The sequence below is a fragment of the uncultured Aquimonas sp. genome (assembly GCF_937888285.1).
Lineage (GTDB): Bacteria > Pseudomonadota > Gammaproteobacteria > Xanthomonadales > Xanthomonadaceae > Aquimonas.
Genome location: NZ_CALART010000015.1, coordinates 130692 through 156764 on the forward strand (window position 1 = coordinate 130692; position 26073 = coordinate 156764).

Genomic DNA, 26073 nt, shown 5'->3' on the forward strand with positions numbered 1-26073 from the left:
CGCGCACGAGACTGCGGGCTTTGGGCCGTGGGGGCTTTCGATGTCGATGTCCAGACTGCCGGCCTGGGTGGCCGGTTTCGCTTTCTTCTTTGCCTTTGATTGCAACGCTGCCGAGGGTTGGTATCGCGACCCGGCCCTGCATGGCGACACCGTGGTGTTCACCGCCGAAGGCGACCTCTGGCGGGTGCCCGCGCAGGGCGGCCTGGCCCAGCGCCTGACCACCCATCCGGCCGAAGAGGCGCAGGCCGCGCTGTCGCCAGACGGCCGCACGCTCGCCTTTGTTGCCAGTTACGACGGCGCACCGGAGGTCTACGCGATGCCGCTGGCCGGCGGCCCGCCCAAGCGCCTGTCCTTCGAGAATGCGCGGGTCTGGGTGCAGGGCTTCGCGCCCGATGGCCGGGTGGTCTACGCCAGCGAGGCGACGGTGGGCCCCTCGTGGATGCGCGTGCTGCGGCTGGTGGATCCGCTCAGCGGCCTCACCGAGACCCTGCCGCTGGCCGATGCCCGCGAGGCCGCCTTCGACGCCGAGGCCGGTCTGCTCTACTTCACCCGTTTCGGGCTGGCGGTGACCCACGACAATGCCCGCGACTATGCGGGCGGTGCTGCCGCGCAGCTGTGGCGTTGGCGCTTGGGCTCGCGCGAGGAGGCCGAACAGCTGCAGCCCGCGGGAATCCGCGAACCGCAGCGGCCCCTGCTCGGCGCCGAGGGGCTGGTCCTGCTTGGCGAGCACGCGGGACGGGTGAACCTGTGGCGCTGGAGCGGCCAGGGCGCCGCCGAGGCACTGACCCGCCACGCCGATTTCGACGTGCGTCGACCCAGCCTGCACGGCGGTCGCGTGGTCTACCAGCACGGCGCCGACCTGCGCCTGCTCGATCTCGTCACCGGCAGCGACGCACGCATTCCGATCACGCTGAGCTCGGACCTCGTGCAGAGCCGCGAGCGCCAGCTCGGCGAGCCGCTGAAGCATCTGCAGAGCGCCAGCCTCGCCGCCGACGGCAGCAGGGTCGTGCTGACTGCGCGTGGTCGCGCCGTGGTGGCCGGACTGGAACAGCTGAGGCGGGTCGAGATCGCCGCGCCCGACCGGGCGCGACTGCGCGAGGCCGTGTTGTCCGGCGACGGCCGCCATGTCCTTGCCATCACCGACCTCGAAGGCAGCAGCGAGATCTGGCGCTTCCCGGCCGACGGCAGCGGCGGCGGCGAGGCGCTGACGCGCGGCGGCGATAGCCACCGCTTCCGTCTGTACCCCTCGCCGGACGGCCGTCTGCTCGCCCACACCGACAAGGCCGGCCGGCTGTTCGTGCTCGATCTGGAGAGTGGCCGCGACCGCGAGATCGACCACGGCGAGTTCGCCCGCGACGACGCCTATGCCGAGGTCAACTGGTCGCCGGACGGTCGCCATCTCGCGGTGATCCGCGTCGACAGCGCGCGCCTGGTCAACCAGCTGGTGCTGATCGAAGTCTCGACGGGTCGTCGCGCCACGCTGAGCTCGGATCGCTATCCGGTGGTGTCGGCGGCCTTCTCGCGCGACCGCGCCTTTCTCTACTTCCTCGCCAGCCGCAGCTATGCGAGCTCGGTGCCCGGCCCCTGGGGCGATCGCAACACCGGGCCCTTCTTCGATCGCCGCAATCGCCTGTATGCGCTGGCGCTGGATCCCGAGGCGCGGTTCCCGTTCGCGCCGGCCAGCGAGCTCGACCCGCCGCCTGCCGAGACGAATGCTGCCGGCGATGATGCGAAGGGCAAGACCAGGACCGCGCCAGCGTCGTCGGCGCTGCAGTGGGAAGGCCTCGCCGAGCGCCTGTTCGAAGCCCCCCTGCCGCCCGGCAACTACAGCCAGCTCGCCGCCGACGACAAGCGTCTGTACTTCCTCGATCGCGACAGCGCGCCGAACAGCCAGGCGGCGCTGCGCACGCTGGCGATCGGCAATGCGCCGCCCAAGCCCGAGACCTTCGCCACCGGCCTCGCCGGCTATGCGCTCTCCGGTGAGGGCAAGCACCTGCTTCTGCTGAAGGCCAAGGGCGAGAGCGGCGGCATCGGCGACGTGCTGATCGTCGAGGCCGGCGCCAAGGCGCCCGAAGACCTGTCGCGGGCTGCTGTCCGTCTGGGCGACTGGCGGCTGTCGAATGCGCCGCGCGAGGAATGGGCGCAGATGTTCGATGACGCCTGGCGCATGCACCGCGAGTTCAGCTTCGATCCGACCATGCGCGGCGTCGACTGGGACGCCCTGCGCGCCCGCTTCGCGCCGCTGCTGCCGCGGGTGCAGGACCGCATCGAACTCGACGACCTGCTGGCGCAGATGATCGCCGAGGTCGGCCTGCTGCACTCGCAGATCCGCCCGGGCGAGTACCGCGTGGCGCCGGATGCGCCGGTGCCGGCGGCGCTGGGCGCGCAGATCGGAGCCGATGCCGAAGGCCTGTTCATCGAGCACATCTACCGCAGCGACCCGGAGCTGCCCTCGGAACGCGGTCCACTGGCGCAGCCCGGCGTCGACGCCCGCGTCGGCGACCGCCTGCTGGCGGTCAATGGTCGCGCCCTGCGCACGCGCGCGGAGCTGGCGCAGGCCCTGGTCAACCAGGCGGCACAGCAGGTTCTGCTGGAATTGAAGCGCGGATCGGCGGCCACGCACCGCACGGTGGTGCTGCCGGTGCGTCTGGATCGCGAGGCCGCGCTGCGCTACAGCGACTGGGTCGAGGGACGGCGCACACGCGTCCAGGCCGACTCCAACGGACGCGTCGGCTACCTGCACCTGCGCGCGATGGGGCCGCAGGACATGGCCAGCTTCGCCCGCGACTTCTATGCCCAGTTCGACCGCGAGGGCCTGATCATCGACGTGCGCCGCAACCGCGGCGGCAACATCGACAGCTGGATCATCGAGAAGCTGCTGCGCCGCGCCTGGGCATTCTGGCAGCCGCCGCGCGGCGCGCCCTACACCAACATGCAGCAGACCTTCCGCGGCCATCTGGTCGTGCTGGCCGACGCGCTCACCTACTCCGACGGCGAAACCTTCGCTGCCGGCGTGAAGGCGCTGCAGCTGGGACCGGTCATCGGCACGCGCACGGCAGGCGCCGGCATCTGGCTGTCCGACCGCAACCGGCTGGTCGACGGCGGCACCGCGCGGATCGCCGAGTTCGGCCAGTTCGAGGTCGGCAGCGGACGCTGGCTGATCGAAGGCCGCGGGGTGGCGCCGGACATCGAGGTCGACAACCCGCCGTACGCGAGCTTCATGGGCGCGGATGCACAGCTGGACGCCGCGCTGGCCCATCTGCAGCAGCGCCTGCGCGAGGCGCCGCTGCCGACCCTGCAGGCCCAGCCGATTCCCCCCCGCGGAGCGCACGGCCACGACGGCAGCCGCTGAGGCCGCAAGCGTTCCATCGGCAGTCGGCCGCTCCGCATGCGGGAGGCCGACTGCTAGCATGCGCGGCTGCCCATGAGCGCCCTGCCCCCAGCCACCGATATCGATGCCTTGAGCCCGGCCGCGGACTCCCGCTCCGCGCCTGCGTCCGTCGATTCGCACGGCCGCAGCCTGCATGCGCGCGGCGTCGTCCTGCTGGCGAGTTTCGCCCTGCTGCCCAGCCTGCTGCTGCTGGGCGTGCTGCTGTGGAGCTATGTCGACAGCGCCCAGGTCCGCATCGGCAACGCGCTGGGCTCGGTCGCGGATGCGCTCGCCCTGGGCAGCAGCGGCCTGGTCGAGCGCCACCTGACCGCGATCGAGCTGGCGGCCCGCCTGCCCTGGCTGGACGTCGACAGCGCCACCGCCGAACGTCGCCTGCAGCAGCTGTCGCAGCGCAATCCGGAACTGCGCACCCTGCTGGTCGCCGATCCCGAGGGGCGGATCGTCTCGCTGCAGCGCGAATCGGAAAGCGCGGAAGCCCTGCGCAGCCGGGTGGGCGCCTCGGTCGCCGATCGCGAGTACTTCCGGGTCGCCTGGTTCGAACGCCGGCCCTATCTGAGCGACGTCTTCATCGGCCGCGGCCTGTGGAACGAACCCGTGGTCGCGCTCTCGGCGCCGGTGCTGGACGGCGCCGGCGAACCGCTGGGCGTACTGCAGGCCACGCTCAACCTCGATGTCATCCAGCGCCGCCTGGGCGAACTGGTCGACCGCAATCGCGAGGGGCTGCTGCTCGATCGCGCCGGGCAGGTGGTGTTCGCCAGCGCGGGGCTGGGCCTCAAGCCCGGCGTGCCGATGGAAGCGGGCGCGCTGCAGCAGATCGCCCAGCTGCCGGCCACCGACGAGCCCGGCCTGATCCAGCTTGGCGGGACGCGCCACTACGCGATGGCCGAGCGCACCGACTTCGGCTGGACCGCGGTGGCGCTGCTGCCAGAGCCGGCGCTGACCGGCGTGCTGTGGAGTGCGCTGAGGATGGCGCTGCCGGTTCTGCTGCTGTCCCTGATCGGCGTCTGGGTCGCCGCCCACTTCGGCGGGATCTGGCTGACCCGCCCGGTGCGGCAGCTGCGCCAGGGCATCCGCCGCCTGCAGCCGGGCCTCGCCGTCAATGCCGGCGATGCGCTCGGCTTCAAGCTGCCGCGCGAGCTGCAGCCGATCGCCAGCGAAGTCGAAGCCCTGTGGCTGCGCGAGCGCGAGGCCTATGCCCAGCTCGATGCCGCGCTGCGCGAGCGCGAGCACGAGATCGAACGCCGCACGTCAGCGCTGCGTCGCGCCGTGGCGGCACTGCGCGACGAGAGCCGCACCGATTCACTGACCGGCGTCGGCAACTACCGCGCCTACCGGCAGGCCATCGAGGAAACCTGGCAGCGCATCGCCGGCAGCCATGAGCAGATGGTCGTGCTGCAGATCGATATCGATCACTTCAAGCAGTACAACGACAGCTACGGGCACCCCGCCGGCGACCTGTGCCTGCGCCGGATCGCCGAGCTGCTGCAGGGCGTGGCCCGCGAATGCGGCGCCCAGCTGGCACGCAGCGGCGGCGAGGAGTTCTCCATGGTCATGGTCGGCCACGGGATCGAGCGCTGCATCGCGACGGCCCGCGAGCTGCTGGCCCGGGTCGAGGCGCTGGACCTGCCGCATGCGCGGGCGCCGGCCGGGCGCGTGACCCTGAGCGCGGGCCTGGCCTGGGGCGAGTGGCAGCCGGGGACCGGGCCCGAAGACATCGTATCGGCTGCCGATACCGCGCTGTACGCGGCCAAGAACGCTGGCCGCAACCGGCTCGAACTGGCGGCCGGCCTGCCTTTGCCGGGCGCGCCATTGGCGCCGTAAGGCCGCACGCCGTCGCGCCAGTCCCACGGTCGCGGTAGTGAGGCCCAAGGCCGCACTTCAACGCAGTGCAGGATGCGGGCGGGACGCACCCCGCGTACATTAGTGGCTTCGCATATGAGCGCCCGCCATGTCCGCCCTGCCCCAGCTGCCATCCGCTCCCGGAGCCCTTGAAGCCCATTTCGCGCCGTTCCGGAGGAACACGCTCGGTCAGGCGCAGACGCTGCGCACGCCCTACGGCGAGATGCCGATCGTCTATGCCGACTGGATCGCCAGCGGTCGGCTGTACGCGCCGATCGAGCGCCGCATGAGCGAGGTGATCGGCCCCTTCGTGGCCAACACCCACACCGAGACGTCGACCACCGGCACGCTGATGACCCGCGCCTACCACCAGGCGCTGAAGAGGATCAAAGCCCACGTTGGCGCCTCGGCCGAGGACGCGATCATCTGCTATGGCTCGGGCATGACCGCGGTGGTCAACAAGTTCCAGCGCATCCTCGGGCTGCGCGTGCACGAGAGCTACCTCGACCGGGTCAGCCCGGCGCAGGATCAGCGGCCGATCGTGTTCGTCACCCACATGGAGCACCACAGCAACCAGACCTCGTGGCTCGAAACCCTGTGCGACGTGGAAGTGATCCCGCCGGATGCCCACGGCGAAGTCGATCTGGCCGCGCTCGACGCGCTGCTCGCGAAGTACGCGCAACGGCCGGTCAAGATCGCCAGCATCACCAGCTGCTCGAACGTCACCGGCCTGTTCACGCCCTACCACGACATCGCCGAGCGCATGCATGCCGCCGGCGGCCTGTGCTTCGTCGACTTCGCCTGCAGCGCGCCCTACATCGACATCGTCATGCACCCGCCGGGCCGGCCGCAGGCCGGGCTCGACGCGATCTACTTCAGCCCGCACAAGTTCCTCGGCGGCCCCGGCACCTCGGGCGTGCTGGTGTTCAACACGCGCCTCTACCGCAACCGCGTGCCCGACAACCCCGGCGGCGGCACCGTCGACTGGACCAACCCCTGGGGCCAGCACAAGTACGTCGACGATGTCGAAGCACGCGAGGACGGCGGCACGCCGGGCTTCCTGCAGGCGATCCGCACGGCGCTCGCCATCCAGCTGAAGGAGCAGATGGGCGTGGCCAACATCCTCGCCCGCGAGCACGAGCTGCTGGACATCGTCTGGCCCGCGCTGTCGGCCACCCCCGGCCTGCACCTGCTCGCCGCCGACCATCCGGATCGGCTCGGCGTGCTGAGCTTCTACATCGAGGACCTGCACTACAACCTCGCCGTGCGCCTGCTGAACGACCGCTACGGCATCCAGGTGCGCGGCGGCTGCTCCTGCGCGGGCACCTACGGGCACTACCTGCTGCAGGTCAGCATCGAGCGCTCGAAGTCGATCACCGACAAGATCAACGCCGGCATCCTCTGCGACAAGCCCGGCTGGGTGCGGCTCTCGCTGCATCCGACCATGACCGATGCCGAGGCCCGCTTCATCGTCGAGGCGATCCGCGATCTCGCGGCCAGGCACCGCGAATGGGCGCAGGACTACCGCTACTGCGAGCGCCGCAACGAGTGGTTCCACCGAGAGGACTGCGATTTCGTGGACAGCACGTCGGCGGGCTTCTTCGCGCCGCTGTAGGCGTCAGTAACGCTCGACGCGCAGCTCCGCGCGGCCGTCGGACTCGATGCGGATCAGGCTCAGGCGGTCGTACTCGGATTCCGGCATGGCCTCAGCCTCCTCGCCGGACAGGGCCTCGACGATCGCCGGCACCGTATTGCTGTGGCCGACCACAAGCACCGCCTCGCCGCGGTGCGCGCGCAGCAGGGTCTCGCGCAGGGCGCGCGCGTCCTCGTCGTGATCCCGGCTCACGAACTCGCGCACCTCGACCTCGATGCCCTGCGCAGCGGCAACAGGCCGGGCGGTCAACTGTGTTCGGCGAAAGGGCGTGGCGTAGGCCGCCGCCAGGGGCAGGTCGCGCAGCCGCTCGGCGAGCGCCTCGGCGCGCTGGCGCCCACTTTCACTCAGGCTCGGATCGCGCGGATCATCCTGCGCCTTCTCGGCATGCCGCACGACCACGACCAGCAGCCCCTCGGGCGGCACCTGCCACGCCAGTGCAGGGGCGGACAGCGGCCAGGCCAGCGCCGCCAGCAGCATCCATCGCGGAACCATCGGACCACCCTCGTCTGTGTGGAAAGCGTACACGGTAGGGGTTCGCAGCCTCGGGTCAAGCGGGCGGGGATGTCGCGCCTTCCGCACCCGGCTATCCTTGCGCGCTTCCCGACCCTCCACGAGCCCCTTCCGATGAGCGATACCCCTCCCGACCGCATGTGCGCCGACCCGCGCAGCCGCTTCCACAACGCCGAGGCGCTGGAGCGCGGCATCGGCGTGCGCTTCAACGGCGTCGAGCGCACCGATGTCGAGGAGTACTGCGTCAGCGAAGGCTGGGTGCGGCTGCCGGTGGGGCGCAGCCTGGATCGCCGCGGCCGGCCGATGTGCTTCAAGCACGGCGGCACCGTGGTCGTGTGGTTCCTCGACCAGGACGCCCCCGCCTGAGTGCAGGCGGCGCAAAAGCAGCGGACCGGCGGCGCTCGACGCTCAGGCCGCAAGGGGACTAGGCTGGCGTCGAGCGGCCGCCGTGCGTGCGGCCCGGAGCGTCCGCCATGTCCCTGCTCCCTCGCCTCGCCCTGCTGCTGATCAGTGTCTGGCTCGTCCCGACGTCGCCCGCCAGTGCCGCGTCGGACTCGCCGGACTCGCCGCCCGCGATGTCCACGCCACCGCCCGTGGAATCCCTGATGGCGGTGCCCGACGCACTGCGCCAGCTGGTGCGACAGCGGGTGCTGCCGCGGCCGGGGCCGGACCGCCAGCTGGAAGCGCTCGCCGACTTCCTGCTGCGGCCCGAGGGCCTGGGGCTGCGCTACCGGCATGACGCCACACTCAGCGTCGCCGAGGCCTTCGAACGGCGCGAAGGGAATTGCCTGACCTTCACCCTGGTCACTGTCGCGCTGGCCCGCGAGCTCGGCTTCAAGGCCTACGGGCAGGACGCCGATGCGGTCAGCTGGCACCAGGAGGGCGGCAGCGTCTATCGCACCCAGCACGTGAATGCGGGCGTGCGGATCGAGGGCCGGCGCTTCAGCGTCGACATCGCCTCCAATCAGGTAATTACCCGCGAGCCGCCACAGCCGATCGATGACGCCCGCCTGCTGGCCCACTACTACAGCAATCGCGCCGCCGAACTGCTGGCCGCGGGGCAGCTCCAGGCTGCGATCGCGCACGCTGAACGCGCGCTGCAGGTGGATCCTCGTCACGCCGCGGCGCTCAGCAATGCTGGCGTGATCCGCGCGCGCATGCAGGACCCGGCGGGCGCGGAGCAGGACTATCTGCGTGCGCTGTCGATCGACCCCAGGCACCCCGGCGCGCTGTTCAATCTGTCCGAGCTGTATGCGCGCAGCGGCCGCGGCAGCCTCGCGCGCGACGCCCAGGAAAGGCTGCGCCACGAGCTGCAGCGCGACCCCTTCCATCACTTCGTGCTCGGCCTGCAGCGCGAGGCTGCGGGAGACCCCCGCGGCGCGCTGGCGCACTTCCAGCGCGCGGTGCGCCTGCACCGGCATGACCACCGCTTCCATTTCGCCCAGGCCCGCGCCTGGATCGCGCTGGATCGCGGTGATCGCGCCGCGCGCGCGCTGCAGACCGCCCGCGAGCTCAGCGCGGGCGAACAGCAGCAGCGCTACCAGGCCAAGCTGGACGGGCTGCGCGCGCGTCCTGCGAACGGCCCTTGGCTGCACGGCCGCCGCTCCTCCTGAGACCCGGCTCAGCTGACGGGCGGTGCCTCGTAGACGCTGTAGCGCGGTGATTCGAAGCGGGTCTCAACGAAGTCCGCGGCCTGCCAAAGCGCGCCGTGCACCGGCTTGAAATACAGCACCAGCAGGCGATGCGGAGAGGTCCGCTGGCGGCGCCGCAGCGCGTCGATGACCCGCTGCATCACCACCTCGTCGAAGGGGTGGTACATGAACACGACCAGATCACCGTCCGGATAGGCGAACTCGCTGGCGTCGGCGGTCACGACTTCCACGGCCCGGGTGCGGCGCGGCCCACGGTAACGCTCAAGATTGCGGCGCGCGATCGCAGACAGGGCCGGCGAATACTCGACCCCCAGCACCTGCGCAAACGGCAGCGCAGCCGCCATCATCAATACGCGGCCCTTGCCGCAGCCGAGGTCGACAAAGGCGGCGCGGGCTGGGTCGAGTGCGAACGGAGCCAGCACCTCGGCGAAATCGATCGGGCTGGTGGCGACGTAGGCGGAACCATGCACCCAGTTCGGATCGTCGACATCGAGGTCGGCCTGCGGGATGACGCCGCCGGTGTCGACGCCGAAATGGCGATCGAAGTCGTCATCGGCGGCCGTATCCGGGTGCGCAGGCGCACGACCGCGAAGGCGCGCACCCAGCGCGTCCAGCGCATGCGCGAGGCTGCCCACGAATCCGCGGGTGCGCAGGGAGCGCTGCAGGCGGCGGGTCACGCGCAGGGCGAGATTGGGCATGGCATCTCCTTGTGAGCCGACACGGGGAAGCGGACTGACGACGGCGAGTTTAATGTGAACTGAGTCACACACGAAGCCCCGAATCCAGCGAGCAATGTGGTTTCCGTCGGGGCAGCCAGTGCGAACTGCCAGCAGCGGACCGCAGGGAACCTGCGCCCACATCGCCCTGCTCGTCCCGCGGATGCGCGCGAGCCAACGGCGCCGGAGGGCCGTACCCGACACCTTGCGACTGCCGGGGCTCAGCTCCCGGGCAGCAAGCCCTGCGTCAGCTGAACGCCTCCGCGACGAGGGCGTTCCGGCCACCCTGCGTACAGCTTGCGGGCCCAATGCTTCGTCCGCGTCGACCGCTGCCGGTCGGCGCCGTCGGGGCTCGCGTTCCGATGGCCTGGCAAGGACGCCAGGCGCGAGAGCCGCCAGTGCTGGCGGCCTCGCCGGGCAGCATCACGGTGAGCGGCCCGGAGGGCGCGCCGCCGGAACCTGCTGGAGTCACCCGAATGAAAGCCCTGAGTGCTGGCACCCTGATCCTGCTGCTTGGCCTTGCCGCCCCCGTGCTCGAAGCCCGCGACGACCGTCCGGGCCGCGGCGCGGACTACGGCGACAAGAGCGGCTTCCGCGATGCGCCGGCCCGCGTGGAGAGCGAAGGCCGCTGGCGCGGCGAGCGCGCCGATCCCTCGCCCTCGGTGGGCGATGCGGGCGGCCGCGGCGGCTACCCGAGCCAGGAGCGCGACTACGGCGAACGCGAGCGCAACACCCGCATCGCCGGCTTTCAGGGCGGCTATCGCGAGTCGCAGGATCACGGCGGCCATCGCGGCCAGCGTGACGATTGGCGCGCGGAGGGGCGCGGACGCGATCTGCGCCACTCGGACTCGCGCTGGCGCCACGACGAGCGTGGCGACAAGGGCTGGCGTCATGACGACTATCGTCGCGATCAGCGCTGGGACGGTCGCTATGGGCACGAGCGCCATCGCCATGACGACTGGCGTCATCCGCAGTGGCGCCGCGACTGGAACCACGGCTGGTCGGGCCATCGCTACCGTGCGCCGGTGCGCTACGTGTATCCGCGCGGCTACCACGCGCGCAGCTGGCGCATCGGCTACCACCTGCCGCCGGTGTTCATCGTCAACCACTGGTACGTGGACTGGCGCGCCTACCGCCTGGCGCCGCCGCCCTGGGGCTGCCGCTGGCTGCGCGTCGATGGCGACCTGCTGCTGGTCGACGAGCGCAGCGGCGAGATCGTCGACGCGCTGTATGGCTTCTTCTACTACTAGCAAGCCCGGCTCCGGCGGACGCAAGGCCGACACGCATCGCCCTTCCGTGAGCATCTCGTGAACAATTCAGGCGCTGCATCCAGTCTCCCCGCGCGCTGCGTATCCCTGCCCTGACAGGAAGGCGCAGCGCGCGCACACGGGACTGCATCCAGCCCACGCGCCGCATGCGTACTCCGATCCAGTGAGAGCGAAGCAGCCCGCTTCGCCCACCGCGTGGAGACGGGTATGCGGAACGACATCACGCGTGCGCTGAGCGCATTGACAGCCCTGCTGCTGGCGATGCCAGTGCTGGCACACGACAGCTGGTTGAGCCTGGCCCCGGCACCGGCCCCCGGCGCCTTGCTGCGCGAGTTCCGGCTCAGCACCGGCCATCATTTCCCCGAGCCCGAGGACGCCAGCAGCACGGCGCGTATCGCCCGCGCCGAGCTCGAACTCGCGGACCGCCGCCTGCCCCTGCTGCCGGCGCCGCCGCAGGCGCGCTGGCTGCCCCTCAAGGTCGCCGCCGGCGAGCAGGCGCTGCTGAAGATCTCATTGAGCCTGTGGCCAGCCACCATCGAGCTGGACGCCGGCCAGGTCGAGTCCTACCTGCAGGAAGCCGGTGATACCGGTGCAGCGGCACAGCGCCATGCCGAACTCGGCCGCTGGCGCGAGCGCTTCGAGAAGCATGCCCGCAGCCTGGCGCGGCTGCGCCCCGGCCCCGCCGATCCACGTGCCAGCGTGCCCAGCGGCCAGACCTTGGAGCTGGTGCCGCGCAGCGACCCGACCGTGCTGGCTGAAGGCGAGGCGGTGACCGTCTGCGCGCTCGGCGCCGGCGCACCGCTGGCCGACCTGCAGATCGGCCTGATCGAGGCGGATGGCCAGAGCAGCGCGGCGCGTACCGGCGCCGACGGCTGCGTCGAATTCCGCCCCCGCCGCCCCTCCGGCTACCTGCTGCGCAGCGTCTGGCTGCGGCCCTCCAGCAGCGCCGAGTTCGACTGGGAAAGCCACTTCGCCAGCCTGACCGTGTTCGTCGACACGGCCGGGGATTCTTCGTCCACCACCGGGAGTTCTCCATGAAACGAACGCTTCTGGCCTGCGCACTCGGGCTGGCCTGCACGGCCACGCCCGCGCTCGCGCAGACCTCCGCCTATGCCCTGCTGCTGCCCGACAACCAGCTCGCCTTCGCTATTCCCCAGCGCGGCGCCGAACCCACCGCAGCGCGCAGCGTCACTGGCGTCGAGGCCGGCGACCAGCTGGTCGCAATCGACGTTCGCCCGCAGAACGGTCGACTCTATGCCCTGGGCAACAACCCCAAGACCGGCACGGTCCGCCTCTACCTGCTGGATCTGGCCGGGCCGATGCTGCGCGCGACCGCGCTCGGCAGCGCGGCGCAGCTCGCCCGCGCGGATGGGAGTCCGCTGCCGATTCTGGCGGCCGGCTTCGACATCGACTTCAATCCCAGCGTGGATCGCCTGCGCGTGGTCAGCACGGGCGGGCTCAACTTCCGCATGAATCCGAACACCGGCGCGCTCGTGGACGGTGACTTCGGCACGCCCGGCACGCCGTCGCCGGGCGTCAATCCCGACGGCAACCTCAACGCCGCCGGCAGCGCCGAGGGCGCGATGGGCACGGCCTACAGCAACAGCGTCATCAACACCGCGATCACCACCCAGTACAGCCTGAGCGCCGCCAGCAACACGCTCTACCTGCAGAACCCGCCGAATGCCGGCAGCCTGGTGCAGCCGCTGCCGATCAGCTTCAACGGCAGCCCGCTCGACTTCGGAAGCGCCGGCGGCCTCGACATCGAGCCTTCGGTGTCGGCGGCGGCCAGCAATCAGCCCGCCAGCGGTGCCGCGGTGGCGGCGCTGACCGTCGGCGGCATCGCCGGCCTGTACCGGATCGACCTCGGCAGCGGCGCAGCAACGCGCGAAAGCAGCCTCGGCGGCCTCAGCGTGCTCGGCTTCGCCCTGCTGCCGGATGCGCCCACCGCCCTGGTGCTGGCCGACAACGGCGACCAGCTCGGGCGACTGCCGCTGGCCGATCCGTCGGCTGCGCGCTTCGTCAGCATCAGCGGCGTCGCCGCCGGCGAGCGCCTGGTCGGCTTCGACCTGCGCCCTGCCACCGGTCAGCTGTACGCGCTCGGTATCGACGCCGACACCGACGCGGCGACGCTCTACCTGCTGGATCCGCAGAGCGGCGCGACCGCCACGGCCACCGCGGTCGGCACGCCCGGGCAGATCGCCTGGGTCGATGGCAGCGGGCAGCGGGTGGACCTGAGCGATCTGCCCGCCGGCTTCGACTTCAATCCGACCGTCGACCGCATCCGCTTCGTCGACGCCTCCGGCCTCAACGCCCGCATCAATCCGGAAAACGGCGCAGCCGTGGACGGTGATGCCGGCAGCGCCGGCATCAATCCCGACGGCATGGTCCAGGCCGAGTTGGGCACCCAGCTGGTCGGCACCGCGTACACCGGCAGCGTGCCGATGGCGCCCTTCACCACCCAGTACACCCTCGACCAGGGCTTCGGCCGTTTGTCGATCCAGAACCCGCCGAACAACGGGGTGCAGACCGAAGCGCGGCGCGTGCGCCTGGACGGCGTCGACTTCGATTTCGCCGGCGGCAGCGGCTTCGACATTCCGCCCGGCGTCACCGGTGCTGCAGCGAACGCGGTGGCGGTGGGGCTTGGCTACTTCACTGCCAACGACACCCAAGGCGTTCCCAGCCTATACGCCCTGCGCCTGGACGATGCCAGCGCCGAGCGTGTCGGTGCAGTCGCCAATGCGCCGGCCGCGGGTCTGTCGGGCCTGGTCGTGGCCGACGCCGCGCGCGAGCTGGACGTGGTCGCGCGGACGGTGACCGCGCCGCGCGGCGGCAGCGCCCGCATCGAGGTCGTGCTGCTGTCGGGCAGCAGCGGCGTCGCCCATCTGCGCACGCGCGACGGCGATGCCCTGGCCGGGAGCGACTACAGCGCGCGTGCGGGCAGCGTGTTCGTCAGCGGCGGCAGCGCGCGCGCCAGCTTCGACATCGCCATCAGCGCCGAAGCCCAGCCCGGGCGTCTCTTCGAGGTGCTGGTCGAACAGCCCGGCTTCGACCCGATCATCGTCAGCGTGCGCATCGTCGCCGATGGCGACGCCCTGTTCGCCGACGGCTTTGAATCCCCGTGAATCCCTTCATTCCTTCCGGAGCCCACCCCATGAAAGTCCTGATGCTTGCCGCCGCCACCGCGATCGGCCTCTGCTGCGCCGCGACCAGCTTCGCCTCCAGCCACCGCGAAGCGCCCTTCATCACCGAACACCCCAAGGTCGACGGCGCCGATTTCTACCTGTTCCGCAGCTACGAGCCGGGACGCGCCGACTACATCACCCTCATCGCCAACTACGTTCCCCTGCAGGACAGCTACGGCGGCCCCAACTACTTCAGCCTGGATCCCGAGGCCCTCTATGAAATCCACGTCGACAACGACGGCGACGCCATCGAGGACATCAGCTTCCAGTTCCGGTTCAACAACCAGTACCAGAACGCCGCGCTGAACATCGGCGGGCAGACGGTGCCGGTCCCCCTGCTGGCGCTGGGCACGATCACCGGCACCACGCCCGATGCCGGCGACGGCCTCAAGAACCTGGTCGAGACCTACACCGTTGGCGTGGTGCGCGGCCCCCGTCGCGGCAGCGCGCCGCAGCTCGCGACCAACCCCGCCGACGGCAACAGCACGGTGTTCCGCAAGCCGCTCGACAACATCGGCGAGAAGACCTTCAGCGACTACGCCGGCTATGCCGACAGCCACATCTTCCCGATCGCGGTGCCGGGCTGCGCGCAGCCCGGGCGGGTCTTCGTCGGTCAGCGTCGCGAAGGCTTCCGGGTCGCACTGGGTGAGGTGTTCGATCTGGTCAATCTGAATCCCCTGGCAGCCAGCAACGGCAACCAGGGGCTGGACGACACCGGCGACAAGAACATCACCAGCCTGGCCCTGGAGCTGCCGATCAGCTGCCTGGTCGACGGCGATCCGGTGATCGGCGCCTGGACCACGGCCAGCCTGCGGCGCGCGCGTACGCTGAATGCAGCGCCCGGCGGCACATCCGCCGTGCCCAATTCCGCCGGCAGCGCGGCGGCGGTCGAGGGCGGCGCCTTCGTGCAGGTCTCACGCCTGGGAACGCCGCTGGTCAACGAAGTGGTGATCGGCCTTGGCGACAAGGATCGCTTCAATGCCTCGGAGCCGCGCAATGACGGTCAGTTCGTCGTGTATGTCACGAACCCGACCCTCCCCGCCCTGCTGGAAGTGATCTTCGGCGGCGCAGGCGTGCAGGCGCCGACCCTGTTCCCGCGCACTGACCTGGTGGCCGCGGCCTTGACCGGCGTTGCCGGGCTGAACCAGCCGGCCAGCGTCACGCCTTCGGAGATGCTTCGCCTGAACACCGGCACGCCGGTTGTCGGCGCCGCGACGCAGAACCGCTTTGGCGTCATCGGCGGCGACACCTCGGGCTTTCCCAACGGCCGTCGTCCGGGCGACGACGTGGTCGACATCCTGCTGCGGGTGATGCTGGGCGTGCTGCTGGATCCGGCCGATGCACCCTCGGGCCAGCTGCCGGTGGTCGACGGCGTCGAGGTCAATGCGGGCCAGTTCAGCGAAGCCTTCCCCTATCTGGTGACGCCGCTGCCGGGCGCACGCCTGCCCTGAGCCCGCGTCCCGGGCGCGGGTGCCCTGGGCGCCCGCGCTTTCCCCGCGCGAGGGTCGCCGGAGTACGAGTCGTCCCCCCAAAGACCGCACTGCGGCGGCTCTCCGCCTTCTGATGGCCCCCAGGGGCAGGCTCGGTTCGACGCGCCTGCCCCTCGCTTCCGGGAATGACCCATGACTCTGCTGCTGGCAGCGCTCCTGAGCGCGTCCGCTGATACCTCCCAGCTGGATCGCATTGAGGTGGTCGGACGCCGTCTTGACGGACTGGGCCGCGATTTCAGCGCGTCCGAAGGCCGGGTCGAGGGCGATGAGATCCAGGCGCGCCCGCTGCTGCGGACGGGCGACGTGCTGGAGTTCGTGCCCGGACTGGTCGCCACCCAGCACTCGGGCAGCGGCAAGGCCAACCAGTTCTTCCTGCGCGGCTTCAATCTGGACCACGGCACCGACTTCGCGACCTTCGTCGACGGCATGCCGGTCAATCTGCGCAGCCACGGTCACGGCCAGGGCTACACCGATCTCGGCTTCCTGATCCCCGAGCTGGTCGACTCGCTGCGCTATCGCAAAGGGCCGTACGCCGCGGAAGTGGGTGACTTCAGTTCGGCCGGCGGCGCCGAGCTCAGCCTGCTGCGACGGGCGCCCGGAACGCGGGTCCAGCTGGCAGCAGGCGAGTACGGCTACCGCCGCGCCTTGCTGCTGGATGGCGCGAAGATCGCCGGGCTCGACTCGGTCTTCGGCTTCGAGGCCCAGACCCACGAGGGCCCCTGGCGCGCGCTGGAGGAAGACGTGGCGAAGCGCAATGCGGTCTGGCGCCTCGTGGAGGGCGAGCCGGGCGCCGGCTCAAGCTTCAGCCTGATGCACTATCGCAACCGCTGGAACAGCGCCGATCAGATCCCGCTCCGCGCCGTCGAATCCGGGCGCATCGACCGCTTCGGCTCGATCGATCCCAGCCTCGGCGGACGCAGCGAGCGCAGCAGCCTGTCCGGCACGCATGAGCGTCCGCTGCTCGGCGGCCAGCTGCAGGCGTCGGCCTATCTGATCGACTACGAGTTCGAGCTGTTCTCCAACTTCACCTATTTCCTCGAATCGCCGGTGGACGGCGACCAGCTCCAGCAGTTCGATGAGCGTCGCGTCAGCGGCGGCAGCCTGCAGCAGCACTGGCTGCTGGGCAGGCACCGCCTGCAGGCCGGCGTCGACCTGCGCCGCGACGACATCGCCGCGGTCGGGCTGCGGCGCAGCCAGAATCGGCAGCCGCTCGAGGCGATCCGCACCGACGCCGTCGACCAGCGCAGCACCGGTGTGCATCTGCTGCTGGAGAGCGCCCTGAGCCCGCGCCTGCGCAGCCAGCTGGCGCTGCGCCACGACTGGCACCGCTTCGAGGTGGGCGCCGATCGCGCCGACAACAGTGGCCGCCGGCGCGCCAGCGCCAGCGCCCCCAAGGCCAGCCTCGCCTGGCGTGCGAGCGAGGCCATCGAGTTGTACGCCAGCCATGGCCGCGGCCTGCACTCGAACGATGCCCGCGGCACCACCCTGCGCGTGGATCCACTCAGCGGCGCGCCGGCGGAACCGGCCGATCCGCTGGTGCGCTCGCGCGGCAGCGAACTCGGCCTGCGCTATCAGCCCGGCCCGGACTGGTCGCTGGCAGCCGCCGCCTGGCAGCTCGATCTCGACTCCGAACTCCTGTTCGTCGGTGACGCCGGCGGCACCGAGGCCAGCGGCGCCAGCCGTCGTCACGGCCTGGAGCTGGGGCTGTACTGGAGCGGCAGTCGCCAGTGGTCCGGCGACCTTGAGCTGGCCTTGACCAATCCGCGTTTTCGTGAGTCCGACCCCGCAGGGCGCGAGATCCCCGGCGCCCTGCCCTTCGTCGCCAGCCTGGCGCTGCGCTGGGAAGGTCCGGCCCAGTGGTATGCGCAGGCGCGGCTGCGCCATTTCGACCGCTACCCGCTGATCGAGGACGGCAGCGTTCAAGCGGCCTCCAGCCAGCTGGCCCATCTGCGTATCGGCAAACGCTGGCAACGGGTCGAGCTGGGGCTGGAGGTGTTGAACCTGTTCGACTCCGACGATTTCGACATCGAGTACCTGTATGCCTCGCGCCTGCCCGGCGAAGCGTTCGAGGGCGTTGTCGATCGCCACGTCCACCCGTTCGAGCCGCGCAGCCTGCGGATCAGCCTGGAGTACCGCTTCGACTGATGCGTCGACTACTGCCCGGCGCTGCCCGCGAATCGCCATCTCGACCCCGCAGTCTCTGGCACACCTTGGAACTGGAGTGCCACATGTCGCGCCTGGGAATCCGTCGTCGCCTGGTCGGCGCACTTGCTGCCGGCTGTGCCCTGCCCCTGCTGCCCGCCGTTGCGACACCGAGCGTGCGGCGCCTGTCCACGGTCGAAGCGCAGTCCCGCCTCGCCGCACTGGAGGCCAAGGCCGGTGGACGTCTTGGCGTGTTCGTGCTGGATACCGGCAGCGGCCTTGGCCTCGCCCACCGCGGCGGCGAACGCTTCGGCCTGTGCTCGACCTTCAAGCTGCCGCTGGCCGCGGTGATCCTGCGCGAACATGCGGCCGGGCGGCTGGATGGGCATGCGCCGATCGCGCTCGCTTCCACGCCGACGGTCCCGCATGCGCCCGCCGTCGAGGCCGCGCGCGCAGCGGGCCGCACGCACCTGAGCGCGCTGGAGCTGGCCCGGGCCACCCAGACCACCAGCGACAACGTCGCCGCCAACCTGCTGCTCGATCTCCTTGGCGGACCGGCGCGGTTTACCGCCCTGCTGCGCGGGCTGGGCGATGAGGTGACGCGCCTTGATCGCTACGAGACCGAGATGAACCGCGTCGGCCCCGACGAGCTGCGCGACACCAGTACCCCGCAGGCGATGGCACGGTTGACCGCACGTCTGTTCGGTCCCGGCCTGCTGGACGCCAGCAGCCAGCGCGTGCTGGCGCACTGGATGGTGGAGACCCGCACCGGTCTGCAGCGTCTGCGCGCCGGGCTGCCCGCCGACTGGCGGGCCGGCGACAAGACCGGCACCGCACTCATCCCCGGACTGTCCAATCGCCACAATGACGTCGCCGTGACCTGGCCACCGCAACGCCCGCCGGTCGTCATCGCCGGCTACTACGAGGCGGACGGGCACTATCCGGTGATGCGGGCCGAGGATGACGCGGTACTGGCCGAAGTCGGCGGCCTGGTCCGCGCCTGGCTGGGCTGATCCACCGCTGGCGACTTAAGCCCAGGCCTCGCCCCGGGCTCGCGCCCGGATGCGGGGTGATTCCGGGTCGGAATCGGCGCCGGGGCAGGCTGCGGGGGAGACAGGCGGGGCCGCGAGGAGGCATGCTCCGCGCATCGCGTGGCAGGATGCCCCGCGCAGCGAAGCAGGCGCGTGGAAAACCCCCTTGGACAATCCGAAACCGCCCCGCCAGGCAGCCTGCCTGCGGCGGGCAGCGTGATGCGCGCGTCGGAACTGGCGGGCGTCGACCTGCGCTCACCGGACGCAGGGGACGCGTTTGCCGTGCTCGCCCATCTGCAGTCGGCCGCCTGGGTCTTCGACATCGACCGCGCCCGCATCCACTGGGCGAACCCGGCCGCACTGGAGCTGTGGCGGGCCAGGGACATCGACAGCCTGCGCGCGCGCGATCTCGGCCAGGGCATGTCGCGGTCGGTCGCTGAGCGGCTCGCCCAGTACCAGCAGGACTTCCTGGCGCGCGACGCCCGTTTCCACGAACAGTGGACGCTCTATCCAGCCGGCCAGCCGGTGACGGTGAACGTGCGCTTCCGTGGACTCGCAATTGATGGCGGCCGCATGGCCATGCTGTGCGAGGCCTCGCGCGGCGAAGCGGCGGCGCCGGATTCTCTGCGCTCGGTCGACGCCCTGCTGCACACCGCGGTCATGGTCACCCTGTACGACGAGCGCGGCCAAGCCCTGTACCGCAATCCCAGCGCACGGCGGACGGTCCGCTCGGTCGATGAGACCCTGCGCGAGCGCCTGCGCGACGAGCTGCGGTTCCAGCGCCTGCGCGAGGCGCTTCGCGCCACCGGCGAGGCCAGCCTGACCCTGCCGGTCGAAACCGCCCACGGCCGCCGCTGGCACGAGCTGTCGGCCCGCGCCTGCCGCGATCCGGCCACGGGCGCCAGCGCCTGGCTGGTCAGCGAGGTCGACGTCACCCAACTCAAGGACAGCGAGGCACAGGCGAGCTACCTGGCCCAGCACGATGCCACCACCGGCCTGCCCAACCGAAGCTATGCGCGCCAGCATTTCGCGGGCAGACAGGACGCGGGCTCGCCCGCAGCCCTGCTGCTGGTCGACCTCGACGAGTTCAAGGCCATCAACGACAGCCTCGGGCACGCTGCCGGCGATGAACTGCTGGCCGAGGTGGCGCGGCGCCTGCGCAGTGCTGTGCGCCGACAGGATCTGGTCACGCGCTTCGGCGCGGATGTGTTCCTGCTAATACTGGACGGCCACAGCGGCGAAGCCGAACTCGCGGCGGCCGAATCGGCCATCCGCGCGGCGCTCGACGCCCCGGTGCGCCTGCAGGGACGCAGCCTGCGCGTCACCGCGTCGATGGGCGCAGGCCTGCATCCCCGCGACGGCGAGGACTTCGACACCCTGCTGCGCAGCACCGACCTGGCTCTGCAGGCGGCCAAGCAGGCCGGCCGCAACACGCTGGCGCGCTACAACGCAGCGATGGGCGCCGAACTGCGCTCGCGCACCGAACTCGAACAGGCCCTGCGCGCCGCGATCGCGCAGTCGGACTTCGAAGTCCACTACCAGCCGATCCTGAGCGTCTCGGACCAGCGCATCGTCGGCGCCGAGGCGCTGGTGCGCTGGCGCCACCCGCAGCGCGGCCTGGTCGGCCCCGACGCCTTCATCCCGGCCTGCGAACGCCTGGGGCTGATCCGCGCCCTCGACCGCATCGTCCTGCTGCAGGCCGCGCGCCAGCAGGCGGAGTGGGCGCGCGCCGGGCATGCGCTGACCGTGTCGGTGAACATGTCGGCCCAGGAGTTTTCCGAACCTGACGTCATCGCCGACCTCGCACGGGTGCTGGCGGAAACCGGCTGCGATCCGGCTGGCCTGCAGATCGAGATCACCGAGTCGGCCCTGCTGGGCAGCGACGAGCGCCCGCTGGAAACCCTGCGCGCGATGGCCCGACTCGGGCTGGCGGTGGCGCTCGACGACTTCGGCACCGGCTATTCCAATCTGGCCACCCTGCGGCGCTACCCGATCCAGACGCTCAAGATCGACCGCAGCTTCATCCGCGAGCTGCCCGGCAACAGCGCGCTCACCGACCTGATCGTGCAGCTGTGCCGGCTGATGGAGCTGCGCGCGGTCGCCGAAGGCGTGGAGACGCCGGAACAGCTGGAGTGGCTGCGCAGCCGCGGCATCGAAGCCTTCCAGGGATTCCTGTACGCACCGGCGCTGGATGCCGCCGAGTTCGGCCGACGTCTGCAGGCCGGTCACACCGGCTGACTTCGGCTCCGCCAGGGCTGCGTGCCGGCATTTGCCCCTGTGGAGATCGCATGCTTCGATGCGTTCGGCCCGTGGACGCAGCCGTCGACGCCGCATGCGGTCACGGAATGCGGGCGGCCGTGGCCGCTCGCCTGATCCGCACGTGCTGGCCTACCCGGCTTCGACGCGTCCCGCCCCTTGGCGGAGCTCGCGCGCACTCAGGCCGCACCAGCGCCGCAGGCAGCGGCTGAAGTTGCTGGCGTCCGCATAGCCCAGGCGTTCGGCAATCTGCTCGACCGGCAGATCGGTTTCGCGCAGCAGCTGCAGGGCGCGCGCGCAGCGCGCTTCGTCGAGCAGCCCTCGCCAGCGCAGGCCCTCATCGGCCAGCCGGCGGAACAAGCTGCGCGGCGACAGGCCCAGCTCGGCGGCCATCTGCAGTGCATCGGGATAGACACCCTCACAGGCCTGCAGGCGCCGGCGGATGGCGGCGACGAAGTCGAGGCGCGGGCTGGCCAAGGCCAGGCGCCGCTCGCACTCGGCGCGTGCGAACGCCAAGGCCGACGGGTCGGCCGACAGGCAGGGTGCCTGCGCCAACGCATTCGGCAGCCACAGGCGCGCTGCGCGTGCGTCGAAGCGCAGCGGCGAGGCAAGGAAGGCCACGTAGTGGCGGGCCCAGGCCGGTCGCGACCAGGGCAGTTCGATCCGCGCATCGCTGAAATCGCGGGCGCTCAAACCCTGCAGGAGACGCTCCAGCATCACCAGCGCGGCCTCCAGCACGAAGATGCGCGCCTCGCCCAGATCCGCGGCGGGCTCGAAGCGCGCCCACAGGCCGCCGCTCGCGGGCGACACCTGCAGGCTCAGCAGCGGCGCGCGCAGGGCAAGAAAACGCACGATCAGCGCCAGCGCCTCGCCGAGGCTGCCACTGGCCGAGGCCGCCAGCCCCAGCGGCCCGTGGCTCAGGACAGGCACCGCGGCGCCGAACTCCAGCCCCAGCCAGGGCCGGCCGCTGGAGCGCAGCGTGGCCGCGACCAGACGCCGCATGCGCTCGACGTCGATCAGGGCCTCATCGCGTTCGATCTCGTGAGCAGCGATCCCGGCCTCCGCACGCAGGGCCTCGCTGTCCAGACCCGCACGCCGCAGCTGCAGCAGGAGCAGGCGCAGGTAGGCGGGATGCAGGGCGGGCGCGGACGGCGAGGGCATGTCCGGCATGCTGGCACGAACTGACGAGTCGCTGGCAGCTTCGACGCTGGAGAACGCGGCAGCCAAGCGCCAGCCTGTGCGACACGCGCCGAGTGAGTCCACACCGTGTTCCAGCCCCACGTGCCTGCCCCCACGCATGAAGTCACGCCCTGGCGCGACCGCAAGCGCCCGCTCTGGCTGCTGTCGCTGGCCGTGCCCAGCCTGATCGGCGCTGGCCCGCTGCTAGCAGAACTCGTGGATACACCGCTGGCGCTGTGGGCACCGCTGCTGCTGGTCTACGTGGTCCTGCCCCTGCTCGACTGGGCGATCGGCGAGGACCGCAGCAATCCGCCGGAGTCGCAGGTGCCGCAGCTGGAGGAGGACCGCTACTACCGCTGGATCACCTGGGCGGTCGTCCCGCTGCTGTGGTTCTGGTTCATCGTCGGTGCGTGGTACGCCACGCGCGCCGACCTGCCCTGGCACGGCTGGCTGGCGCTGGCCCTGTCGACCGGCGTGGTCGGCGGCTTCTGCATCAATGCCGGGCACGAACTCGGCCACAAGAAATCGCGCATTGAGCGCGCTCTTGCGCAGTGGGTGCTGGCGCCCACCGCGTATGGCCACTTCGTGGTCGAGCACAACCGCGGCCACCATCGCGACGTGGCGACCTTCGCCGACCCGGCCTCGGCCCGCCTGGGCGAATCGATCTGGCGCTTCGTGGGGCGCGAATGGCCGGGCGCCTGGCGTCGCGCCTGGGCGCTGGAAGCCGGGCGACTGCAGCGCGAGGGCCGCAGCACCTGGCATCCCGACAACGAGATCCTGCAGACCGGCGCACTCACGCTGACGCTTTGGACCGCGCTCACGCTGTGCTTGGGCGCCGGGGTGCTGGGCTTCCTGCTGCTGGCCTCGGCCTGGGCCAACTTCCAGCTCTCCTCTGCCAACTACATCGAGCATTACGGGCTGAAGCGCCGGCTTGACGCGGAGGGCCGGCTCGAACGCTGCACGCCGCGCCACTCCTGGAACAGCAATTCGCTGGTCTCGAACTGGGTGCTGTTCCACCTGCAGCGCCATGCCGACCACCACGCCCACGCCGCGCGTCGCTACCAGAGCCTGCGCCACTTCGAGGAAGCCCCGCAGCTGCCGACCGGCTACTTCGGCATGTTCCTGCTGGCCTACGTGCCGCCGCTGTGGTTCCGGGTGATGGACCCGCGGGTGGTCGCGGCGTCCGGTGGCGATGCGGAGCGGATCAACTTCGATCCGCTGCACGAGACACGGCTGCGCGATCGCTTTGGTATGCCCGCACACGCCACCGCGGCGAAGCGTGCGCTGTCCTGAGCGGGCGCGCGCTGCAGGGCTTTGATAAGGTCCGCGAGCCCCTCTCCTCCATGGACACTCGCTTGGCTCGCTACCGCGGCCCGCTGCTGACCCGCTCCATGGCCGATGCCCTGCACGCCGCTCGCGCTGCCGGGCAGCCGGTCCTGCGCGGCAGTTTCGACCTCGGCCGCAGCGAGGCTGAAGCCGCTCTCGATACCGACGGCTGGACGCTCCACGGCGCCCACTACCCCTGGCCGGGCGAGCTCAAGGACCGCACCCTGTACTGGTTCGATGGCGTCGAGTTCAGCGCGGCTTCGCGTTTCGCCGGCGCGCTGATCAAGCTGGTGCCGACCGAGTGGGGCGCGCCGACCTTCGAGATCGACGGCATCAAGATGCTGCCGACCGCAAAGCTCTCGCCCGTCGAGGACGCGCGCCGCAAGGTCGAGCTGGTGCAGCCGCGCGGCAAGCGCCTGCTCGATACCTGCGGCGGCCTCGGCTACTTCGCCGCCTGCGCGCTGGAGCAGGGCGCCGCGCAGATCCTGAGCTTCGAGAAGAATCCTTCCGTGCACTGGCTGCGCGGCCTCAACCCGTGGTCGCCCGATCCGGACTCGGCGGAGGCCGCAGGCCGGTTGGAACTGCGCCAGGGCGATGTCTCGCTGGCGATCGCGGACCTGCCCGAAGCCGGCTTCGACGCCGCCCTGCACGACCCGCCGCGCTTCGGCATCGCCGGCGAGCTGTACTCGCAGGCCTTCTACGACCAGCTGGCGCGGGTGCTGAAGCCCGGCGGCCGCCTGTTCCACTACACCGGCGCGCCGAACCGGCTGACCAGCGGCCGCGACGTGCCGCGCGAGGTCGCCAGGCGTCTGGACAAAGCGGGCTTCAAGGCCGAGCTGGCGCTGGACGGCGTGCTCGCGGTCAGGGCGGCAGACCGGCGCCGCTAGCCCTTGCTCAGGGCGCGAAGATCCACAGCAGCCCGCTGCCGATCAGGCCCACGCACAGCAGCCCCAGGGCAAAGGCCCGCAGCCGCTTGGGCTCGGTGCGGGTCAGCGCGCCGACCACCGCGCCGATCAGCAGCAGCACCAGCAGCAGGGCGATCCACAGTCTCAGCATGGTGGGTTCCTTGAAGTTGACGTGACGTAAGCAGGCGCAGGGCCCGCGCTGCAGCGACGGTAGGCCACGGTCAACGAACATGCCATCCGCCGGCGCGCGATCGCCGGCGCAAGACCCTGCCCAAGGCGGTGCGTGACGGCGCGCGGCCAGCAGCCATGACTTCCGGCACTGATTGGTGTTGTAGTTATCTACAACACTAAACCCACCTGCTGCCCCGGACGCCCACCGCAACCGCTGCCGAGCAGGGCCTGCTGCGAGCGGATGACGGCATGCAGGACACCGACCCCCGGCCGGCAGGACGCCAGCCGGGAGTCTCGATCGGGACACGCGGCCGCGGCAACCCGCCCGGCGCCGCACAAGGAGGATGCCCATGCGCAGCACGATGCTCACCCTTTCGCTCCTGGCCTGTCTGGGCCTGGCCCCGCAGACCCTGCCCGCGCAGACGCCGACGACGGTGGCGATGAGCGCGGTCGCCGCTGCCGACCCTTCGGTGCAGCTGCAGGATCTGGTTCGCCAGTTCCGCAGCAATGACCTGGCCGCCATCGTCCGCGGCAGCCTGCCACCGGCCCACTACCAGACCCTGCTCGACAAGTACGAGGAAGCCCGCAGCAAGCCGATCAGCGACAAGGACCGCGCCGACTTCGCCGAGGGCCTGCAGAAGCTGATCACGCCCGACGCCGTCGACCAGCTGATGGCCGAGATCGAACCGAAGATGCGCGAGCGCGCCGTGCAGTCCGAGGGCATGATCCTGATGGGCCTGGGCGCCATGAACATGGCGGTGACCTCGCCCGACTCCGATCTCACCGAGGAGCAGCGCGCCATGCTGAAGCGCGCCCTGCCCGGCATCGAAGCCTGGGTGATCGAGACCGATTTCTTCAGCGTCGACACCCTGCGCCAGGCGCTCACCCTGGTGGCCGACGCCGCCCGCCGCACCGGCATCAGCGACCTCGACCAGATCCGCATGCTCAGCTTCGAGCAGCTGCTGGCCCACGGCGGGCGCATGCTCGGCGCCGGCAAGCAGGCGGTGAAGCTGTACGGGATCGACCTCGATGCCATCGTCTCGACCGCGCGCATGGAGGTGCTGGAAGTCGAAGGCGACGAGGCGCGCGTGCGCACCACGGTCACCGTGTTCGACGCCCCCCTGCACTTCGAACAGTCGCTGGTGCTGGTCGAGGGCCGCTGGTACACGAAGGAGGCCGCGCGCGACTGGAAGCGGCACGTGCACATCGAGTTCGACGGCGAAGAGCCTGTGGAAGCCGAGGGCTGACACACTCGGGCAGTGACCGCGGCGGGCACCCGGAACCCCGCCGCGGTCGCTGCAGCAGGCGCAGGGACGCGCCGGACGGGACTTTCGGCGCTGTGCAGGCGAAGGCCGCGC

Annotated in this window: 19 protein-coding genes; 15 read left to right on the top strand and 4 right to left on the bottom strand. The window is 71.0% G+C overall.

Annotated elements, in window-relative coordinates; genetic code table 11:
• The first annotated feature begins 40 nt into the window (after positions 1-40).
• From Q0654_RS05175 to Q0654_RS05185, 3 genes are all read left to right on the top strand, one after another.
• A complete protein-coding gene (locus Q0654_RS05175; protein ID WP_298851176.1) occupies positions 41-3352 on the top strand; it encodes a S41 family peptidase in 3312 nt (1103 codons plus the stop codon).
• Between the two features lie 72 nt (positions 3353-3424).
• A complete protein-coding gene (locus tag Q0654_RS05180; protein WP_298851179.1) occupies positions 3425-5212 on the top strand; it encodes a sensor domain-containing diguanylate cyclase in 1788 nt (595 codons plus the stop codon).
• Between the two features lie 127 nt (positions 5213-5339).
• On the top strand, positions 5340-6845 hold the full coding sequence (locus Q0654_RS05185; protein WP_298851181.1) for an aminotransferase class V-fold PLP-dependent enzyme: 1506 nt from the start codon (positions 5340-5342) through the stop codon (positions 6843-6845).
• Between the two features lie 3 nt (positions 6846-6848).
• Here Q0654_RS05185 and Q0654_RS05190 read toward each other — a convergent pair whose 3' ends face one another.
• The gene (locus tag Q0654_RS05190) at positions 6849-7376 is read right to left on the bottom strand and encodes a phosphoglycerate mutase family protein (protein WP_298851185.1); all 528 of its coding nucleotides are present in this window, start codon (positions 7374-7376) and stop codon (positions 6849-6851) included.
• Between the two features lie 132 nt (positions 7377-7508).
• Here Q0654_RS05190 and Q0654_RS05195 point away from each other — a divergent pair, with 132 nt between their 5' ends.
• Together Q0654_RS05195 and Q0654_RS05200 are read left to right on the top strand one after the other, a co-directional pair.
• A complete protein-coding gene (locus Q0654_RS05195; RefSeq protein ID WP_298851188.1) occupies positions 7509-7760 on the top strand; it encodes a DUF3297 family protein in 252 nt (83 codons plus the stop codon).
• A 107-nt stretch (positions 7761-7867) separates the two neighbouring features.
• Positions 7868-9007, top strand: coding sequence for a tetratricopeptide repeat protein (locus Q0654_RS05200; RefSeq protein ID WP_298851190.1), 1140 nt, complete (start codon positions 7868-7870; stop codon positions 9005-9007).
• An 8-nt stretch (positions 9008-9015) separates the two neighbouring features.
• On the opposite strand, the gene Q0654_RS05205 is transcribed toward Q0654_RS05200, so the two are convergent.
• Positions 9016-9744, bottom strand: a complete 729-nt coding sequence (locus tag Q0654_RS05205; RefSeq protein WP_298851192.1) for a class I SAM-dependent methyltransferase — start codon at positions 9742-9744, stop codon at positions 9016-9018.
• Positions 9745-10238: 494 nt separating this feature from the next.
• Here Q0654_RS05205 and Q0654_RS05210 point away from each other — a divergent pair, with 494 nt between their 5' ends.
• The 7 genes from Q0654_RS05210 (at position 10239) to Q0654_RS05240 (ending at position 21116) form a co-directional block, all read left to right on the top strand.
• Positions 10239-11012: an RcnB family protein gene (locus Q0654_RS05210; RefSeq protein WP_298851196.1), complete on the top strand. Its 774-nt coding sequence runs from the start codon at positions 10239-10241 to the stop codon at positions 11010-11012.
• 225 nt (positions 11013-11237) lie between these two features.
• Positions 11238-12068 carry a DUF4198 domain-containing protein gene (locus Q0654_RS05215; protein ID WP_298851198.1) on the top strand — a complete coding sequence of 277 codons (831 nt, stop codon included), beginning with the start codon at positions 11238-11240 and terminating at the stop codon, positions 12066-12068.
• Positions 12065-14155: a DUF4394 domain-containing protein gene (locus Q0654_RS05220; protein ID WP_298851200.1), complete on the top strand. Its 2091-nt coding sequence runs from the start codon at positions 12065-12067 to the stop codon at positions 14153-14155. Before Q0654_RS05215 ends, Q0654_RS05220 begins: the two co-directional genes overlap by 4 nt.
• Positions 14156-14184: 29 nt before the next feature.
• Positions 14185-15666 carry a DUF4331 domain-containing protein gene (locus Q0654_RS05225; RefSeq protein ID WP_298851203.1) on the top strand — a complete coding sequence of 494 codons (1482 nt, stop codon included), beginning with the start codon at positions 14185-14187 and terminating at the stop codon, positions 15664-15666.
• A gap of 171 nt (positions 15667-15837) precedes the next feature.
• Positions 15838-17850 carry a TonB-dependent receptor gene (locus tag Q0654_RS05230; RefSeq protein WP_298851205.1) on the top strand — a complete coding sequence of 671 codons (2013 nt, stop codon included), beginning with the start codon at positions 15838-15840 and terminating at the stop codon, positions 17848-17850.
• Between the two features lie 83 nt (positions 17851-17933).
• The gene (bla, locus tag Q0654_RS05235) at positions 17934-18860 is read left to right on the top strand and encodes a class A beta-lactamase (protein ID WP_298851207.1); all 927 of its coding nucleotides are present in this window, start codon (positions 17934-17936) and stop codon (positions 18858-18860) included.
• Between the two features lie 171 nt (positions 18861-19031).
• Positions 19032-21116 carry a bifunctional diguanylate cyclase/phosphodiesterase gene (locus tag Q0654_RS05240; RefSeq protein WP_298851210.1) on the top strand — a complete coding sequence of 695 codons (2085 nt, stop codon included), beginning with the start codon at positions 19032-19034 and terminating at the stop codon, positions 21114-21116.
• A gap of 150 nt (positions 21117-21266) precedes the next feature.
• On the opposite strand, the gene Q0654_RS05245 is transcribed toward Q0654_RS05240, so the two are convergent.
• Positions 21267-22295 carry an AraC family transcriptional regulator gene (locus Q0654_RS05245; RefSeq protein WP_298851212.1) on the bottom strand — a complete coding sequence of 343 codons (1029 nt, stop codon included), beginning with the start codon at positions 22293-22295 and terminating at the stop codon, positions 21267-21269.
• Positions 22296-22400: 105 nt separating this feature from the next.
• Here Q0654_RS05245 and Q0654_RS05250 point away from each other — a divergent pair, with 105 nt between their 5' ends.
• Together Q0654_RS05250 and Q0654_RS05255 are read left to right on the top strand one after the other, a co-directional pair.
• A complete protein-coding gene (locus Q0654_RS05250) occupies positions 22401-23606 on the top strand; it encodes an alkane 1-monooxygenase (protein ID WP_298851214.1) in 1206 nt (401 codons plus the stop codon).
• 62 nt (positions 23607-23668) lie between these two features.
• A complete protein-coding gene (locus Q0654_RS05255; RefSeq protein ID WP_298851217.1) occupies positions 23669-24526 on the top strand; it encodes an SAM-dependent methyltransferase in 858 nt (285 codons plus the stop codon).
• A gap of 7 nt (positions 24527-24533) precedes the next feature.
• On the opposite strand, the gene Q0654_RS05260 is transcribed toward Q0654_RS05255, so the two are convergent.
• Positions 24534-24695 (bottom strand): hypothetical protein, encoded by a 162-nt coding sequence (locus Q0654_RS05260; RefSeq protein ID WP_298851220.1) that lies wholly within the window; start codon positions 24693-24695, stop codon positions 24534-24536.
• 370 nt (positions 24696-25065) lie between these two features.
• Here Q0654_RS05260 and Q0654_RS05265 point away from each other — a divergent pair, with 370 nt between their 5' ends.
• Positions 25066-25962: a hypothetical protein gene (locus Q0654_RS05265; protein ID WP_298851222.1), complete on the top strand. Its 897-nt coding sequence runs from the start codon at positions 25066-25068 to the stop codon at positions 25960-25962.
• Positions 25963-26073 lie beyond the last annotated feature (111 nt).

Excerpts from the sequence above, each read along its gene's own strand:
- Q0654_RS05220 (WP_298851200.1), top strand. The coding sequence starts at position 12,065 with ATGAAACGAACGCTTCTGGCCTGCGCACTCGGGCTGGCCTGCACGGCC.
- Q0654_RS05215 (WP_298851198.1), top strand. The coding sequence starts at position 11,238 with ATGCGGAACGACATCACGCGTGCGCTGAGCGCATTGACAGCCCTGCTG.
- Q0654_RS05230 (WP_298851205.1), top strand. The coding sequence starts at position 15,838 with ATGACTCTGCTGCTGGCAGCGCTCCTGAGCGCGTCCGCTGATACCTCC.
- bla (WP_298851207.1), top strand. The coding sequence starts at position 17,934 with ATGTCGCGCCTGGGAATCCGTCGTCGCCTGGTCGGCGCACTTGCTGCC.
- Q0654_RS05185 (WP_298851181.1), top strand. The coding sequence starts at position 5,340 with ATGTCCGCCCTGCCCCAGCTGCCATCCGCTCCCGGAGCCCTTGAAGCC.
- Q0654_RS05225 (WP_298851203.1), top strand. The coding sequence starts at position 14,185 with ATGAAAGTCCTGATGCTTGCCGCCGCCACCGCGATCGGCCTCTGCTGC.
- Q0654_RS05190 (WP_298851185.1), bottom strand. The coding sequence starts at position 7,376 with ATGGTTCCGCGATGGATGCTGCTGGCGGCGCTGGCCTGGCCGCTGTCC.
- Q0654_RS05200 (WP_298851190.1), top strand. The coding sequence starts at position 7,868 with ATGTCCCTGCTCCCTCGCCTCGCCCTGCTGCTGATCAGTGTCTGGCTC.
- Q0654_RS05245 (WP_298851212.1), bottom strand. The coding sequence starts at position 22,295 with ATGCCCTCGCCGTCCGCGCCCGCCCTGCATCCCGCCTACCTGCGCCTG.
- Q0654_RS05195 (WP_298851188.1), top strand. The coding sequence starts at position 7,509 with ATGAGCGATACCCCTCCCGACCGCATGTGCGCCGACCCGCGCAGCCGC.
- Q0654_RS05175 (WP_298851176.1), top strand. The coding sequence starts at position 41 with ATGTCGATGTCCAGACTGCCGGCCTGGGTGGCCGGTTTCGCTTTCTTC.
- Q0654_RS05205 (WP_298851192.1), bottom strand. The coding sequence starts at position 9,744 with ATGCCCAATCTCGCCCTGCGCGTGACCCGCCGCCTGCAGCGCTCCCTG.
- Q0654_RS05265 (WP_298851222.1), top strand. The coding sequence starts at position 25,066 with ATGCGCAGCACGATGCTCACCCTTTCGCTCCTGGCCTGTCTGGGCCTG.
- Q0654_RS05210 (WP_298851196.1), top strand. The coding sequence starts at position 10,239 with ATGAAAGCCCTGAGTGCTGGCACCCTGATCCTGCTGCTTGGCCTTGCC.
- Q0654_RS05180 (WP_298851179.1), top strand. The coding sequence starts at position 3,425 with ATGAGCGCCCTGCCCCCAGCCACCGATATCGATGCCTTGAGCCCGGCC.
- Q0654_RS05260 (WP_298851220.1), bottom strand. The coding sequence starts at position 24,695 with ATGCTGAGACTGTGGATCGCCCTGCTGCTGGTGCTGCTGCTGATCGGC.